15 protein-coding genes and 1 pseudogene are annotated in these 14,705 nt (G+C 67.0%); 10 read left to right on the top strand and 6 right to left on the bottom strand.

Going from position 1 to position 14,705, the window contains the following annotated elements:
• Positions 1–100: 100 nt before the first annotated feature.
• A complete protein-coding gene (locus tag RAM80_RS28510; RefSeq protein ID WP_416427583.1) occupies positions 101–1,021 on the top strand; it encodes a GlxA family transcriptional regulator in 921 nt (306 codons plus the stop codon).
• 37 nt (positions 1,022–1,058) lie between these two features.
• Here the strand turns inward: RAM80_RS28510 and RAM80_RS28515 are convergent, their stop codons facing one another.
• Both RAM80_RS28515 and RAM80_RS28520 read right to left on the bottom strand, forming a co-directional pair.
• The gene (locus RAM80_RS28515; RefSeq protein ID WP_416423714.1) at positions 1,059–1,904 is read right to left on the bottom strand and encodes an NAD-dependent protein deacetylase; all 846 of its coding nucleotides are present in this window, start codon (positions 1,902–1,904) and stop codon (positions 1,059–1,061) included.
• A gap of 33 nt (positions 1,905–1,937) precedes the next feature.
• A pseudogene (locus RAM80_RS28520) lies at positions 1,938–2,844 on the bottom strand (LysR family transcriptional regulator).
• Positions 2,845–2,944: 100 nt separating this feature from the next.
• On the opposite strand from RAM80_RS28520, the gene RAM80_RS28525 reads away from it, so the two are divergent.
• Positions 2,945–3,922 (top strand): aldo/keto reductase, encoded by a 978-nt coding sequence (locus RAM80_RS28525; protein WP_416423715.1) that lies wholly within the window; start codon positions 2,945–2,947, stop codon positions 3,920–3,922.
• Between the two features lie 82 nt (positions 3,923–4,004).
• On the opposite strand, the gene RAM80_RS28530 is transcribed toward RAM80_RS28525, so the two are convergent.
• Positions 4,005–4,235 carry a hypothetical protein gene (locus RAM80_RS28530; protein WP_416423716.1) on the bottom strand — a complete coding sequence of 77 codons (231 nt, stop codon included), beginning with the start codon at positions 4,233–4,235 and terminating at the stop codon, positions 4,005–4,007.
• A gap of 2 nt (positions 4,236–4,237) precedes the next feature.
• Positions 4,238–5,839, bottom strand: a complete 1,602-nt coding sequence (locus RAM80_RS28535; RefSeq protein WP_416423717.1) for a phytoene desaturase family protein — start codon at positions 5,837–5,839, stop codon at positions 4,238–4,240.
• A gap of 135 nt (positions 5,840–5,974) precedes the next feature.
• Here RAM80_RS28535 and RAM80_RS28540 point away from each other — a divergent pair, with 135 nt between their 5' ends.
• The 3 genes from RAM80_RS28540 (at position 5,975) to RAM80_RS28550 (ending at position 7,524) form a co-directional block, all read left to right on the top strand.
• Positions 5,975–6,391 (top strand): winged helix-turn-helix transcriptional regulator, encoded by a 417-nt coding sequence (locus RAM80_RS28540; RefSeq protein ID WP_416423718.1) that lies wholly within the window; start codon positions 5,975–5,977, stop codon positions 6,389–6,391.
• Positions 6,392–6,443: 52 nt separating this feature from the next.
• Entirely contained in the window at positions 6,444–6,803 is a 360-nt protein-coding gene (locus tag RAM80_RS28545) for a DUF427 domain-containing protein (protein ID WP_416423719.1), read from the top strand.
• A 433-nt stretch (positions 6,804–7,236) separates the two neighbouring features.
• Positions 7,237–7,524, top strand: coding sequence for a DUF3077 domain-containing protein (locus RAM80_RS28550; protein ID WP_416423720.1), 288 nt, complete (start codon positions 7,237–7,239; stop codon positions 7,522–7,524).
• A 210-nt stretch (positions 7,525–7,734) separates the two neighbouring features.
• Here the strand turns inward: RAM80_RS28550 and msrA are convergent, their stop codons facing one another.
• On the bottom strand, positions 7,735–8,241 hold the full coding sequence (gene msrA, locus RAM80_RS28555) for a peptide-methionine (S)-S-oxide reductase MsrA (protein ID WP_416423721.1): 507 nt from the start codon (positions 8,239–8,241) through the stop codon (positions 7,735–7,737).
• A gap of 73 nt (positions 8,242–8,314) precedes the next feature.
• Complete coding sequence (locus tag RAM80_RS28560; protein WP_416423722.1) at positions 8,315–9,220, bottom strand: LysR family transcriptional regulator; 906 nt, start codon at positions 9,218–9,220, stop codon at positions 8,315–8,317.
• 168 nt (positions 9,221–9,388) lie between these two features.
• On the opposite strand from RAM80_RS28560, the gene RAM80_RS28565 reads away from it, so the two are divergent.
• The 5 genes from RAM80_RS28565 to RAM80_RS28585 all read left to right on the top strand — a co-directional run bounded on the left by RAM80_RS28565 (position 9,389) and on the right by RAM80_RS28585 (position 14,704).
• Positions 9,389–10,156, top strand: a complete 768-nt coding sequence (locus RAM80_RS28565) for an SDR family NAD(P)-dependent oxidoreductase (protein ID WP_416423723.1) — start codon at positions 9,389–9,391, stop codon at positions 10,154–10,156.
• 328 nt (positions 10,157–10,484) lie between these two features.
• Complete coding sequence (locus RAM80_RS28570; protein ID WP_416423724.1) at positions 10,485–11,615, top strand: FAD-dependent oxidoreductase; 1,131 nt, start codon at positions 10,485–10,487, stop codon at positions 11,613–11,615.
• Positions 11,616–11,629: 14 nt separating this feature from the next.
• Positions 11,630–12,646, top strand: coding sequence for an SMP-30/gluconolactonase/LRE family protein (locus RAM80_RS28575; protein WP_416423725.1), 1,017 nt, complete (start codon positions 11,630–11,632; stop codon positions 12,644–12,646).
• Positions 12,647–12,674: 28 nt separating this feature from the next.
• A complete protein-coding gene (gene hisD / locus RAM80_RS28580) occupies positions 12,675–13,958 on the top strand; it encodes a histidinol dehydrogenase (RefSeq protein WP_416423726.1) in 1,284 nt (427 codons plus the stop codon).
• Positions 13,958–14,704, top strand: a complete 747-nt coding sequence (locus RAM80_RS28585) for an SDR family NAD(P)-dependent oxidoreductase (protein ID WP_416423727.1) — start codon at positions 13,958–13,960, stop codon at positions 14,702–14,704. The genes hisD and RAM80_RS28585 overlap by 1 nt, the downstream gene beginning before the upstream one ends.
• Position 14,705: the final 1 nt, after the last annotated feature.

Genomic DNA, 14,705 nt, shown 5'->3' on the forward strand with positions numbered 1-14,705 from the left:
AGAGAACAACGTGATTTCACACCGTACTTCCCCCGTTGCCGCCACCCGCCAGGCAGGCGCCAGCCCCGCAGCCCCGGCGGCGGGCGCGCGGCAGACCCGCGTGGGCTTCGTGCTGCTGGAGCACTTCTCGCTGCCGGCCTTCACCCAGGCCCTGGACACCCTGGTCACCGCCAACCTGCTGCGCCCCGGGCTGTTCGCCAGCACCACCCTGGGCCTGGCGGGCGAGGAGGTGACCAGCGACCTGGGCCTGGTGATTCGCCCCGATGCGCTGCTGGGCGCCGTGACGCCGGCGGATTTCGACCTGCTGGTGGTGTGCGGCGGCCACCGCACCGAGCTCAAGGCCGACCCGGCCCTGAGCGCGTTCATCACCGCGGCCGCCAGCCGCGAGGTGACCCTGGCCGGGCTGTGGAACGGCGCCTGGTTCCTGGGCCGCGCCGGGGTGCTGAACGGCTACCGCTGCGTGGTCCACCCCGAGCACCGGCCGGCCCTGGCGGAAATCGCCAAGGTGTCCCACGTGACCAGCGAAGCCTACGTGCTGGACCGCGACCGCCTCACCGCCTCAAGCCCGGCGGGGGCGTTTCAGATGACCCTGGAGTGGATCAAGGGCCTGCACGACAAGGCCCTGATCGAAGGCATCGAGGATATTCTGGCGTTTGGCGAATCCCGCTACCGGCGCCTCAACCCGTCGAAGAACGTCTCGGTGAGCCCGGCGTTGCGCCAGGTCATCGACCTGATGAACGCCAACCTCGAGGAACCGCTGGAGTTCGCCCAGCTGGCGGCCTACGCCGGGCGTTCGCGGCGGCACATCGAGCGGTTGTTCAAGGAGCAACTGGGCACCACGGCCCAGCGTTATTACCTGGAAGTGCGCATCATCGAGGCGCGGCGCCTGTTGCAGCACACCGAGCTGTCGATGGTGGAAGTGCTGGTGGCCTGCGGCTTCGTCTCGCCCAGCCATTTCAGCCGCTGCTACAGCGGCTACTTCGGCTACCGGCCGTCCAAGGAGACCCGGTTCGTCAAATGATCTGTGGGAGCTGGCTTGCCAGCGAGCTTTTCGGGCCTCAACGGCTCGCTGGCAAGCCAGCTCCCACAAGGCCCGCCGCCAACCGCGGCAAACACTCATCGCACGGCACTTCCAACTTCATCGCCAACAAATCATCGGCACGGGTCTTGCCCAGATTGATCGCCACCACCGGCCGCCCGCGTTCGGCCACCGCGCGGCACAGGCGGAACGCCGAATACGCCATCAGCGACGAGCCCACCACCAACAGCCCAGGCGCCGCGCTGGCCAGGGCCATGGCCCGTTCGGCGGTAGGCGCCGCCACGTTTTCGCCAAAAAACACCACGTCGGGCTTGAGCCGCTGGCCATGGCAGTGGGGGCACACTGGCACCTTGAAGCGCGCCTCGAAGCGCGGGTCCAGCAGGGTGTCGCCGTCCGGCGCCTGGGTGGCATCGACGCCGGCCAGGTAGGGGTTCTCGGCCTCCATCACCACCTGCACGGCATCGCGCCGCTGGCGCTGGCCGCAGTCCAGGCACAGCACCCGGTGCAAATTACCGTGCAGCTCCACCACCTCGGTGCTGCCGGCCTGGTCGTGCAGGCCGTCGACGTTCTGGGTGATCAGGCCGCTGATCAACCCGCGCGCCTGCAACGCCGCCAGCGCCTGGTGGGCGACGTTGGCGCGCGCCTGGCGCACCTTCGGCCAGCCGAGCATGGCCCGCGCCCAATAGCGCTGGCGCAGGGCTGCGCCGCTGAGGAATTCCTGGAACATCATCGGCGCGCGGCCGCGGCGCACGCCCTCGCGGTCGCGGTAGTCGGGGATGCCCGAGGGCGTGCTGATGCCTGCACCGGTCAGCACCACGAAGGGCTGGGCGGCCATCAGCGTGCACAGGGTGTCGAAGTCACTCATGGGCAGGCTCCGCAAAAGCAATCAGCATAGCCCCTACGCGGGGCGGTAACGCAAGGCCTCCACCAGCGCCGCCAGCGCCGGCGGCGTCTGGCGGCGTCTGGCGGTGGCCGGGGTAGTACAGGTAGAAGCCTGGGAACAGCGGGCACCAGGCTTGCAACAGGCGCACCAGCCTGCCGCTGGCCAGGTGCTGCTCCACCTGCTCTTCCAGGGCGCAGGCGATGCCCAGGCCATCCACCGCAGCCTGCACCACCAGGCCGTTGTCGTTGAACACCAGCGGGCCATCCACCTTGACCCGCAGCGGCCGCCCCTTGTGCGCGAACTCCCACTGGTACAGGGCCTGGCTGCTGGCCAGGCGGTAGTTGATGCAGCGGTGGGTCGTCAGCGCCTGGGGCGTCTTCGGCGTGCCATGGGCCGCCAGGTAGGCGGGGGCCGCCACCACCGCGCCGCGCAGGTCGGGGCCGATGCGCACCGCCACCATGTCTTTCTCCACCGACTCGCCAAAGCGGATGCCGGCGTCGAAGCGCTGCTCGACGATGTCGGTGAAACGCTCATCCACGTTGATTTCCACGCGGATGTCCGGGTACTGGGCCAGGAAGGCGGGCAGGGCGGGGCTAAGGATCGACACGGCCGCCTGGTGCACGGTGGTGATGCGCACGCTGCCGGCCGGGGTGGCGCGCAGCTCGCCCAGCGCGCCCAGTTCGGTGGCGATGGCGGCGAACGACGGGCGTAGGGTTTTCAGCAGCCGCTCGCCGGCCTCGGTGGGCGCCACGCTGCGCGTGGTGCGGGTCAGCAGGCGCAGCCCCAGGCGGCTTTCCAGGCCACGAATGGCGTGGCTCAGGGCCGAGGGTGACATGCCCAGGCGCCCGGCGGCGCGGGTGAAACTTTGCTCGTCAGCCACGGCGACGAAGGCCGCCAAATCGTTCAGTTCATCACGTTTCATTGCTGCATCCTGCTCACAAGGCCATGCCGATTGTGCTGTCTAGTCGCATTGTCCTCGCACTTTTACCATGGCGGCTCACTGACTGAAAGGACACCACGCAATGAACGGACACGACCCGATCGCCACCACCCGCCTGGGCGCCCACGGCCCGCTGGTGGGCGTGCAAGGCCTGGGCTGCATGGGCATGAGCGAGTTCTACGGGGTCAGCGACCGCGACGAATCCCGGGCCACCCTGGAGCTGGCGCTGGACCGTGGCGTCAGCCTGATCGACACCGCCGACATGTACGGCAGCGGCGACAACGAACGCTTCATTGGCCCGGTCATCCGTGCGCGCCGCGCCGACGTGCTGATCGCCAGCAAGTTCGGCTTCGTGCGCACACCCGGCGAGGGCCTGAATTTCAGCCTCGACAACCGCCCCGAGTACATCCGCCGCGCCATCGATGAAACCTTGCGCCGGCTGAACATCGAGACCCTGGACCTGTACTACATGCACCGCCGGGTCAAGGACGTGCCGCTGGCGGAATCGGTGGGCGCCATGGCCGACCTCGTCACTGCCGGCAAGGTGCGTTACCTGGGCCTGAGCGAGGTCACGGCGCAAGAGTTGCAGGAGGCCCACAGCATTCACCCCATCACCGCGGTGCAAAGCGAATGGTCGCTGTTTGCCCGCGACGTGGAGGCCGAAGTGGTGCCCATGGCGGCGGAACTGGGCATCGCCTTCGTGCCGTACGCGCCACTGGGCCGGGGCATGTTGACTGGCGCTGGGCTGACGGGCGCCGAGGGTGATATTCGTGGCTTGCTGCCGCAGTTTGGCGGCGCGGCCGGTGAGCACAACCGCCAGCTGGCAGCGCAGGTCACGGCCTTGGCCGGGCAGTTGGGGGTAACGGCGGCGCAGGTGGCGCTGGCCTGGGTGCACCAGCGAGCGCAGGTGCATGGGCTGACCGTGGTGCCCATTCCAGGCACCCGCCGCCGGGTGCGGTTGCAGGAAAACCTGGCGGCGCTGACCCTGCGCCTGGACGCCCAGGCGCTGGCCAGCCTGGACGCGCTGGCGGCATCCGTGCAGGGCCAGCGGTTGGTGTAACACATACCCCTGTGGGAGCTGGCTTGCCAGCGAGTTGTTGAGGCCCTAGAAACTCGCTGGCAAGCCAGCTCCCACAAGACAATCAGCGGAGCGGCTTCTTCACTTTCACCGTCGGCCGAAACAACAGGCTCAACAAAAACATCACCGTCCTGAAGTCCAGCAACTTCAACGCCGCCCGCGCCTCCTCGGGGCGCACCTTGGCGATCATCGGCATGGCGCCGAAAATCTTGCCCTTGAGCACCAGCTCGTTGCCGCTGCGCTCGATGGTGCTTACCGCCATCAGCTCACTGTTATCGCTGCCAAAAATCTTCATGGTCAGTTCCTCGTCACTCGCTCGAAATCCATGCCCAGGTCATCGAACATCTTGATGGCCGTGCCACGCCCTGCGCCGAACACACCGCCGCCGGGGTGCATGAACGGCCCCACCAGGTACAGGTTGTCCAGCCCCGGCACGCTCAGGCGGCCCAGGTCGGGCGTGGGGCGGTGGGCGAAGTTCTGGTAGAAGTAGGGCGCCACGCCGTGCACGTCGCCCTTGACCATGGAATTGGGCGAGCTGCGCTCAAGGTCCAGCGGCGAGCACACGGTGCGGGCAATGATGTTGTCGGGCGTCAGGTTCTTCACGAACTTGCGGTAGGCCGCAAGGCTCAGGTCGCCGAACTCTTCCTTGTACTCGTCCCAGCGCGCCGCGCCGCCGTCGGCCAGGTTGTAGGGGGCGAAGGTCATGCCGTGGAACATGCCCTTGCCGGCGGGCACGCGGGTGGGGTCGTTGATGCTCTCGTCGCCGCCGGCCACCAGCCTGCGTTTGGACACGCGGCCGCGGCGCAGCTCGTCGAAGTCGTCGAGCATGTCGCCCAGGCGGTCGCTGCTCATCATGGTCAGCATGGTCGCCCGGCCGACGTCGGGGCCGGCGTGGAATTCGGCTTTGTTGTGCAGGTCGTAGTGGCTGACAAACAGGCTGAACGGCGCCAGGCTGGCGCGTTCGGCGCGTTGCACCACGCCGGCGTCCAGGCCTTCGACGAAGCGGCTGATGACGTGGGGGTGCAGGGCGCCGATCACCGCGTCGCGGGCCAGGATGCGTTCGCCATCGCTCAGTTCCACGCCGGCGGCGCGGCCGTCGCTGACGATCACCTTGCGCACCTCGCTGTTGACCCGGATCTCGCCGCCGTAGTGTTCGATGCAGCGCGCCAGCGCCTCCGACAGCTTGCCGCTGCCGCCCACCGGCTGCGACACGCCGTGGCTGTGCATGATGCCGACGAAGGCGTACACGCCCATGCCGGTGCCCAGCTCGTCGGGCATCTGCAGGTTCTCGGCGATCACCCGCAGCAGGTGGATCTTGACCTTATCGTGCTCGAACAGGTGGTCGATGATGTCCAGGGTGCTGCGCTGCATGGCGTCGAACAGCTCGCGGCCTTCCAGGCTCTGGTCGAGCATGGCGACCATGGCGCCCATGGGCAGCGGCGGCGAGTAGAAGCCGGAGAGGAACATGGGCAGCAGGCCCATGGCTTTCAGCGCCAGGCGCCGGTAGGTCTCGGCATCGCGCGGCGACACGCTGGCGATCGACTCGCAGGCCTTGTCCAGGTCGCGGTAGGTGATCAGCGCGCTGCCGTCTTCAAAGACCGTGGCGTGGGGAATGTCGGAGTAGTTGTATTTCAGCCCGAAGTGCTTGAACAGGCCCAGTTCGTCCTGGGTGATCATGGGGTTGCCCTGGATCATGATGTGCACGCTTGAGTGCTCGTCATGCCAGAAACCGGGCGTGTTAAGCTGGCGCGTCGACACGCCACCGCCCACGTAGTCCTTGCGCTCCAGCACCAGGACCTTCTTGCCGGCCTTGGCCAGGTAGGCCGCGGCCACCAGCCCGTTGTGCCCGCCGCCGATGGCGACGACATCGTAGTGATTCATGTGGACCTTCCGCGTCATTGTTGTTCTTGTCAGTCAGCTCATTGGCTGTGGGGGCGATGATGGGGCAGGCGTGCAGCGCGCGGAAGATCGCACTTTTATGTGGGTGGGTTACCTGAATGTGCGTACCCCCCAGCCAATAACAAGGAATACCCCGTGAACGACGACGCCCAACGCCAGGCCCTGGACCAACTGCGCGCCCGCGTGCAGCACAACGGCAACGACCCCCAGGGCCCCATCCGCGAAACCCTGGCGCGCCTGGGCGACCGCTGGAGCCCGCTGCTGTTGCTGATACTGCGCCACGGCATGCTGCGCTTCACCGAACTGCAGCGCGAGGTCAACGCCATGGCCGACAGCGAGCTGTCCCAGCGCATTCTCACCCTGAAACTGCGCGCGCTGGAGCGCGACGGCATGCTGCAGCGCACCGTGATCCCGACCATTCCGCCGCAGGTGGAATACCGCCTGACGCCGCTGGGAATGGAACTGGTGGCGCGGTTGGAAGGGTTGGTGGGGTGGCTGGAGCAGCAGGCGCCGACGATCGAGGCGGCGCGGGTGGCGTACGATCAAGCCTGACCCGTGGCAACGGCTACGCTTGTGGTTGGACCATTTTGCGTCGAGGCACCTGATGAAACAGCCATCCGCCGACCACCCCATCACCGTCAGCCCCGTGGGCGGCACGCTGGAGGTGCAGTTCCACGGCACCACCATTGCCCGCACCTCCCGCGCGCTGACGCTCAAGGAGGCGCATTACCCGCCGGTGTATTACCTGCCGCGCGCGGATATCGTCGCCAGGCACTTCCAGCGCACGGCGCATTCCAGTTATTGCCCGTACAAGGGCCAGGCCAGTTATTTCAGCCTGGTGGCGGGCGATCAGGTCAGCGAGAACGCGGTGTGGAGCTATGAAAAACCCTACCCGGCGGTGGCCGGTATCGAGGGCTACGTGGCGTTCTACCCCGACCGCGTAACGTTCACCACAACCCCGTAGCAGCTGCCGCCAGGCTGCGTCCAGCGGTGTACCAGGAAAGGAGGGGGCGCCGGTGACGCGGCCTGCGGCCGCTGCTACGGGGGTAATGGTCAGGATTTGGCGGCTATGCCGTGGGCTTTTGTAGGACGCTTCTGAAATAATACCCCGTGCGGATTCTGCGCTTGTTCCGGTTCCAGGGCTGCCATTACCCTCCGTTCGCCGCTGCCATTGCAGTGGTCGGGTTTTAGCAGACCTGGAGGAAATCAACGAACAAGCGCCGGTTCACGGCCAGCTGACGCATCTTGTGTGTCCGATGGTCCGCCACTATGGCGGCTGTGTGCGGGGCATCTTCGGATGCGCCGGGTTCGTTGGTTTCCTCGGTCTGCTAACCCGCGTACAGCCGCCACCCACCGTTTAGCAGCGGCGGGTGTGGGCAACCACATGGAAGCCAAAGATGGACAATTTGACCCTCGATACCCCACGCACCACCCACAACCACCCCTTCGGCATCCGCGACAGCGACGACCAGCCGCTGTTCTGCATCCCCGAAGGCGCCAGGGCCGAAGACGCCTTGGCCCACGCCTCGCTGCTGCTCAAGGGCGCCTACGAAACCACCTACGAACTGACTGACATCGGCCTTGGCCATTCCGGCCTGCTGTGGTCGGTGCTGCACCTGGTGGAAAGCGCCAAGGCGCTGGTGGACGCGGTGGTGGCCCAGCCGCACCCCACGGCTCACACCTGACCGTAGCCGCTGCCGCCAGGCTGCGCCGGCCCTGTGCCCCGCTGGCAATCTTCAGGGTTCACACCGGCCAGCGCAGCCTTCGGCAGCGGCTACGCGCCAGGCGCATGGAACCTGTACGAGGTAACCCCATCGCGGCCAAGGCCGGCTCCTACCACGGTTGGGGTAGGAGCCGGCCTTGGCCGCGATACAGGCGACGCCGAGCCCTGGCCATTAACCGCGCTTGGGCAACTTCCAGCTAGGCCGAATGAAGTGGCAGGTATACCCGTTCGGAATACGCTCCAGGTAATCCTGATGCTCCGGCTCCGCCTCCCAAAAAGGCCCCGCCGGCTCGATCTCGGTCACCACGCGCCCCGGCCACAACCCTGAAGCGTTCACATCGGCCTCGGTGTCTTCGGCAATGTCACGCTGCTGCTCGTTCAGGTAATAGATCGCCGAACGGTAGCTGGGCCCGCGGTCATTGCCCTGGCGGTTGGGGGTGGTGGGGTCGTGGATCTGGAAGAAGAATTCGAGAATCTGCCGGTAGCTGATGCGCGCCGGGTCGAAGACGATCTCGATGGCTTCGGCGTGGTCGCCGTGGTTGCGGTACGTGGCATTGGGTACGTCGCCGCCGGTGTAGCCCACGCGCGTGGCGAGCACGCCGGGGTAGCGGCGCAGCAGGTCCTGCATGCCCCAGAAGCAGCCGCCGGCGAGAATCGCGGTTTCGGTTTGGGTGGTCATGGTGCGGTCCTTCCCCTCGGAATGAGTCAGAAGGGCAGCATACGCCATCGTAGCCGCTGCCGCAGGCTACAGATCAGGCCAGGCTCGCCGCCGTCTCGATAACCAGATTGCGCAACCACGCCAACCCTGGGTCATGCTGCTGGTACTTGTTCCACTGCAGGCTGATGGTCATCTGCGGCGCCGCCCACGGCGTGGGCAGGATGCGCAGCGGCAGGTACTGCGCCCAGCGCTGGGCCAGGCGCTTGTGCATGGTGGCGATGCGCGGGGTGCCGATCAGGTAGGGCGGCACGCTGTTGAAGGTGTGGGTGGTGACTTCCACCTTGCGCTCGAAGCCGAAGCTGCGCAAAAACCAGTCGTCCACCGTGGGCGCACGGTGTTCGGTGCCGAAGCGCACCAGCACGTGGCCGTTGTGCTTGTAGTCGTCGAAGGTCAGCGCCTGCGGGCCATGGTCGCGGCACACCACGCAGACGAATTCGTCGCTGAACAGCGCCGTCGAAGGGTGTTGTTCGAGGATGTGGGTGTCGGGCAGCAGCAGGAAGTCCACGTGCCCGCGTTCAATCTCAAGCGACGCATCGTCGGTGGGCGAGAACAGCTCGATGGCGCACTGCGGGGCAATGGCATTCAAGCGCCGGCTGACCTCGGGCATCAGCACCATGCCCACGTAGTCGGAGGCCATCAGGGTAAACGTGCGGCTCGACAGCTGCGGCTGGAACTGGCTGCGGTTTTCCAGGGTGGCGCGCATCTGTATCAGCAGGTCGCGCACCGGCTGCGCCAGGGTTTCGCCCATGGGCGTGCGCACCATCTTGCGGCCTATCTGCACCAGCAGGTCGTCGTCGAAATAGCTGCGCAGGCGGGCCAGGGCGGCGCTGGTGGCAGGCTGGCTGAGGTGCAGGCGCTCGCCGGCACGGGTGATGTTCTGCTCGGCCAGCAGCACGTCCAGCACCACCAGCAGGTTCAAGTCCAAACCATGGAAACGCATGGTCGTTGCTCCGTTTTTCTTATGATTGTGGGCACAGGCATTTGTTGCCGTTATACCTGCGCCGGGGTTATTCGTCGAGCCCATGGCAGGCATGCCCAAGCCGAATTTCCGCAGGCGTGCGGGGCTTCTTATAGTGATTGGCCTCACTGGCAATCATAAGGAAACCGCATGCGCCTCTTGGGAAAAACCGCCATTGTCACCGGAATCGGCAGCGGCATCGGCCAGTGCTGCGCGCTGATGTTCGCCCGCCAGGGCGCGCGCGTCGTCGGCGCCGAACTGGACCCGGCCGCCGCCCGCCACACCGTGGCCCTGGCCGCAGCCGAGGGGCTGCACATCGACAGCCTCGACCCCTGCGACCTCACCGCCCCGGCCCAGGCCGCCGCCCTGGTGGAGTTCGCCTGCGGGCTGCACGCAGGCTTCGACATTGTGGTGAACGCCGCAGCCTTCGGCGCCTTCGCCTGGATCGAAGACATGGACTACCAGCAGCACTGGCGCAAGACCCTCACCGGCGAGCTGGACCTGGTGTTCCTGCTGTGCCAGGCCGCCTGGCCAGTGCTGAAGGCCCGCGGCGGCGGTTCGATCATCAACTTCGCCTCGGCCAACGCCTGGATGAGCCTCAAGGGCTCACCCGCCCTGGCCCATTGCGCGGGCAAGGGCGGGGTGCTGGCCATGACCCGGCAACTGGCCATGGAGGGCGGGCCCCACGGGATTCGCGCCAACAGCATTTCACCGGGGTTGATCGAGACCAGTGCCACCCGCGCGCATTTGGCCGCAGACCCGGGGTTTCGCCAGGCGGCGCTGGACCATCAGTTGCTGCCACAGCGTATCGGCCGGCCGGAAGACATCGGTTGGGCGGCGGTGTATCTGGCCAGCGATGAATCCGCCTGGGTGACGGCGACAGATCTGCGCATAGACGCTGGCGCGACGGCCTGTTGAATAACCCTCCCACCGCGGCGCCTGCATCGCGGCCAAGGCCGGCTCCTACGCCGGGTGTGGTAGGAGCCGACCTTGGTCGCGAAGCAGGCACCGCGATCAAGCATCCACCCCACAAATGCCTCGCATCCAAACAAACAATTTCCGGCATACCCGGCCGCTGTTTAAGGTAACCCCAACGCTGCACACAATAAGAACAAACCGGAGATACCCCCATGTCGCTTCCCCTGAATACCCCCCACACCTGACCCCCTTTCGCCGTTTGCACAGGCATGCGCCGGGCTTCCCCGTGCGTGGCCGTCCAGAAGAATCGTTGCATGAGGAACGCTTGATGAGCGACATCGCAAAAGTGCTGATCGTAGGCGCAGGCATTGGTGGGCTGAGCGCCGCCATTGCCCTGCGCAACGCCGGGGTGGAGGTTGATATCGTCGAGATCAGCCCCCAGGCCAAGGTCTACCACGTGGGCATCGTGGTGCAGGCCAACTGCATCCGGGCCATGGCCCAGCTGGGCATCGCCGACGCCGCCGTGGCCGCCGGTTTCCCCTACAAGGGCCTGCGCATCTGCAACCAGCAGGGCCAGGTGAAGGCCGAACTCAGCGGCGCGCAGCTGGCCGGCAAGCAGTACCCGGCCAACCTCGGCCTGACCCGCCCGGCGTTGCACCAAGTGCTGCTGGACGCGGTGGCCGCCAGCGGTGCCAGCCTGCGCCTGGGCCTGACCTTCAGTGATATCGAACAGAGCGCCGACAAGGTGGCGGTGCGCTTCACCGACGGCAGCAGCGGCGAGTACGACCTGCTGGTGGGCGCCGACGGCGTGTATTCGAAAGTACGCACCACGGTGTTCGGCGAACAGTACAAACCGCGCTTCACCGGCCAGGGCGTGTGGCGCTACAACCTGCCGCGGCCCAAGGACTTGTTGTGGTCGCACATGTTCGAAGGCAAGCCGGGCGGCAAGGCCGGCTACACGCCGCTGACCGAAGACAGCCTGTACGTGCTGTCGGTGTTCGAGGAACCGGGCAACCCGTTCTTCGCCCCTGACACCCTGGCCGCCGAGTTCCGCAAGCGCCTGGAAGGCTACGGCGGCCTGGTGCCCGAGCTGCGCGAGCAGATCACCGACGACAGCCAGGTGGTGTACCGCCCGCTGGAGGCGCTGCTGATGCCCGCGCCCTGGTACCGCGGCCGAGTGCTGCTGATTGGCGACGCCGCCCACGCCACCACCCCGCACATGGGCCAGGGCGCCGCCCAGGCGGTGGAAGATGCGGTGGTGCTGGGCGAACTGTGCGGCCTGCCGCGGCTGAGCCTGGCCGAGGTGCTGGAGCGCTTCATGGCACGGCGTTTCGAGCGCTGCAAGTTCATCAACGAAGGCTCGGTGCAGATCGGCGAATGGGAACAACGGCCCAGTGCCGACGCCGACTTCACCGGCCTGATGGCGCAGATGATCAACGTCGTTGCCCAACCTATCTGACCAAGGTGCCCTGCATGAAACCCAACCCGCTCAAAGGCTGGCAGGTCGACCGCGACGCCATCGGCTTCATCGGCCACGACCTGCAACGCCCCGAATGCATCATCGCCCAGCCCGACGGCAGCCTGTGGGCCGCCGACGCCCGCGGCGGGGTGATGCACATTGCCGTCAACGGCGAGCAGACCCTGCTGGCGCCCAAGCAGCCCGCGCCGCAGCAGGCCTCGTTCGAGTCGCGCTACGTGCAGTCCCAGGGTGCCTCGCTGCCCAACGGCCTGGCGCTGACTGCGCAGGGCGACTTCATCATCTGCAACTGGGGCCTGGACCGCATCGAGCAGCTCGACCGCCAGGGCAACATCAAGGTGCTGTTCGACCAGCTGGACGGCAAGCCCCTGGGCAAGACCAACTTCCCGCTGCGCGATAGCAAGGGCCGTATCTGGTTCACCGTGACCACCACGATGCAGCCCTGGACCGACTCGATCAATTCCGGCGTGCTGGACGGCTACATCGGCGTGATCGACGACAACGGCATGCGCATCGTCGCCGAGGGTTTTGGCGGCACCAACGAGATCCGCTTCGACGACAACGAAGAGTGGCTGTACGTGGTGGAAAGCAACGTGCGCCGCATCTCGCGGCTGCGCCTGAACGCCGATGGCTCGCTCAGCGACCGCGAGGTGTTCGGCCCGGCCGAGCTGGAAGGCTTCCCCGACGGCTTTGCCTTCGACAGCTACGGCAACCTGTGGGTGACCCTGGTGATGACCGACAAGCTCATTGTCCTGACCCCGGACGGCGAGGTGCTGACCCTGCTGGACGACAGCAACCCGGCCGCCACCGCCGAGCTCAACCGCCACTACCACGCCAAGACCCTGACCCCGCAGATCATGCAGGCGGCCCACGGCACCCTGGCGCCGTGGCTGGCCAGCCTGACCTTCGGCGGGGCGGATCTGAAGACCGTGTACCTGGGCAGCCTGCAGGGCACGCGCATCCCGTTTTTCCAGGCCCCGGTGGCCGGCCAGGCGTTGATCCACTGGCGCTGAATTCGATTAGAACAACAAGGAACCGACCATGATTCGTTATCTCAAGCAAGGCAAGCCGGCCCAGCAGAAGGCCGAACTCAACGCCCAGGTGCGCGACACCGTGGAGCAGATCATCCAGGCCATCGAACAGCGCGGCGAAGCGGCGGTGCGTGAGTATTCCGAGAAGTTTGACCGCTGGAACCCCACCAGCCTGCGTTTGAGCGCCGAGGAAATTCAGGGCTGCATCGACAGCCTGTCGCCCCAGGCCATCGCCGACATCAAGTTCGCCCAGGCGCAGATCCGCCGCTTCGCGCAGATCCAGCTGCTGTCGATGCGCGACGTGGAAGTGGAGACCCTGCCTGGCGTGGTGCTGGGCCACAAGAACATCCCGGTGAACTCGGTGGGTTGCTACATTCCCGGCGGCAAGTACCCGCTGCTGGCCTCGGCGCACATGAGCGTGCTGACCGCCAAGGTGGCCGGGGTGAAGCGCGTGATTGCCTGCGCGCCGCCGTTCGACGGCAAACCGTCGCCGGAGATCATCGCCGCCATGGCCCTGGCCGGCGCCGATGAGATCTACGTGATGGGCGGTGTGCAGGGCGTGGCCGCCATGGCCCTGGGCACTGAACACATTGCCCCGGTGGACATGATCGTCGGCCCCGGCAACGCCTACGTGGCCGAAGCCAAGCGCCAGCTGTACGGCCGCGTGGGCATCGACCTGTTCGCTGGCCCCACCGAAACCATGGTGATCTGCGACGACACGGTGGACGCCGAACTGGTGGCCGTCGACCTGCTGGGCCAGGCCGAGCACGGCCCGACCTCGCCAGCGTTCTGCGTCACCACCAGCACGCGCATCGCCGAAGAACTGCCGGCGGCCATCGAGAAAGTGCTGGCGCGCCTCGACACCGCGCCAATTGCCAGCGTGGCCTGGCGCGACTATGGCGAGATCATCCTCTGTGACACCGACGAGGAAATGCTCGCCGAATCCGAGCGCATCTGCTCCGAGCACGTGCAGGTGATGACCCGCGACCCGGACTGGTTCCTGGCGCGCATGACCAACTACGGCGGGCTGTTCCTGGGCCATCGCACCAATGTGTCCTACGGCGACAAGGTGATCGGCACCAACCACACCCTGCCGACCATGGGCGCCGGGCGCTACACCGGCGGGCTGTGGGTGGGCAAGTTCATCAAGACCCACACCTACCAGCGCGTGCTCACCGATGAGGCCAGCGTGGCCATCGGCGAGGTGTGCTCGCGGCTGTGCGCCCTGGAGCATTTCTCCGGGCACAAGGAACAGGCCGACATTCGTGTGCGCCGCCTGAAGCAGGCCTTGTGATGCAGGCCCTGGAAGGCAAGGTGGCGGTGGTCACTGGCGCCACCGGCGGACTGGGCGGGGCGATCTGCGCCGCCCTGGCCCAGGCCGGCGCGCGGGTGGTGGCCGGCTACAACCGCAGCGCCGAGGCGGCCCAGGCGCTGGTCGCCGCGCTGCCCGGCGGCGACCACCTGGCGGTGGCCGCGCCGGTCACCGACAGCGCTGCGTTACACGCCCTGGCAGCCACGGTGCAAGCGCACTACGGCCGCTGCGACCTGCTGGTGAACTGCGCCGGCACCACGCGCTTCGTTGCCCATGCCGACCTCGACGGCCTGGACGACGGGCTGATCGACAGCATCCTGGCCACCAACGTGCGCGGCCCCATTGCCTGCGTACGCGCCCTGGCGCCGCTGCTCAAGGCCAGCGGTGACGGCCTGGTGGTGAACATCAGCTCCATCGCCGCGCGCACGGCCATGGGCAGCAACATCGCCTACTGCGCGTCGAAGGCGGCGGTGGACAACCTTACCCAATCCCTGGCCCGCGCCCTGGCGCCCCAGGTGCGGGTGGTGTCGGTGGCGCCGGGGCTGGCCGACACCGAGTTCGTCCAGGGCCTGGCCCAGGACTGGCGCGACGAGCAGGCCGCGCGCACGCCCCTGGGGCGCCTGGCGCTGCCCGCCGAAGTGGCGCGCGCGGTGCTGGCCCTGGCCACGCAACTGACCTTTACCACTGGCGCCGTCATCCCTGTGGATGGCGGCCGGCCGCTGAGCTGAG

It is taken from the genome of Pseudomonas sp. App30, assembly GCF_047947025.1.
In the GTDB taxonomy this organism is placed as follows: domain Bacteria; phylum Pseudomonadota; class Gammaproteobacteria; order Pseudomonadales; family Pseudomonadaceae; genus Aquipseudomonas.

Excerpts from the sequence above, each read along its gene's own strand:
- RAM80_RS28515 (WP_416423714.1), bottom strand. The coding sequence starts at position 1,904 with ATGAGTGACTTCGACACCCTGTGCACGCTGATGGCCGCCCAGCCCTTC.
- RAM80_RS28525 (WP_416423715.1), top strand. The coding sequence starts at position 2,945 with ATGAACGGACACGACCCGATCGCCACCACCCGCCTGGGCGCCCACGGC.
- RAM80_RS28530 (WP_416423716.1), bottom strand. The coding sequence starts at position 4,235 with ATGAAGATTTTTGGCAGCGATAACAGTGAGCTGATGGCGGTAAGCACC.
- RAM80_RS28535 (WP_416423717.1), bottom strand. The coding sequence starts at position 5,839 with ATGACGCGGAAGGTCCACATGAATCACTACGATGTCGTCGCCATCGGC.
- RAM80_RS28545 (WP_416423719.1), top strand. The coding sequence starts at position 6,444 with ATGAAACAGCCATCCGCCGACCACCCCATCACCGTCAGCCCCGTGGGC.
- RAM80_RS28550 (WP_416423720.1), top strand. The coding sequence starts at position 7,237 with ATGGACAATTTGACCCTCGATACCCCACGCACCACCCACAACCACCCC.
- msrA (WP_416423721.1), bottom strand. The coding sequence starts at position 8,241 with ATGACCACCCAAACCGAAACCGCGATTCTCGCCGGCGGCTGCTTCTGG.
- RAM80_RS28560 (WP_416423722.1), bottom strand. The coding sequence starts at position 9,220 with ATGCGTTTCCATGGTTTGGACTTGAACCTGCTGGTGGTGCTGGACGTG.
- RAM80_RS28565 (WP_416423723.1), top strand. The coding sequence starts at position 9,389 with ATGCGCCTCTTGGGAAAAACCGCCATTGTCACCGGAATCGGCAGCGGC.
- RAM80_RS28570 (WP_416423724.1), top strand. The coding sequence starts at position 10,485 with ATGAGCGACATCGCAAAAGTGCTGATCGTAGGCGCAGGCATTGGTGGG.
- RAM80_RS28575 (WP_416423725.1), top strand. The coding sequence starts at position 11,630 with ATGAAACCCAACCCGCTCAAAGGCTGGCAGGTCGACCGCGACGCCATC.
- hisD (WP_416423726.1), top strand. The coding sequence starts at position 12,675 with ATGATTCGTTATCTCAAGCAAGGCAAGCCGGCCCAGCAGAAGGCCGAA.
- RAM80_RS28585 (WP_416423727.1), top strand. The coding sequence starts at position 13,958 with ATGCAGGCCCTGGAAGGCAAGGTGGCGGTGGTCACTGGCGCCACCGGC.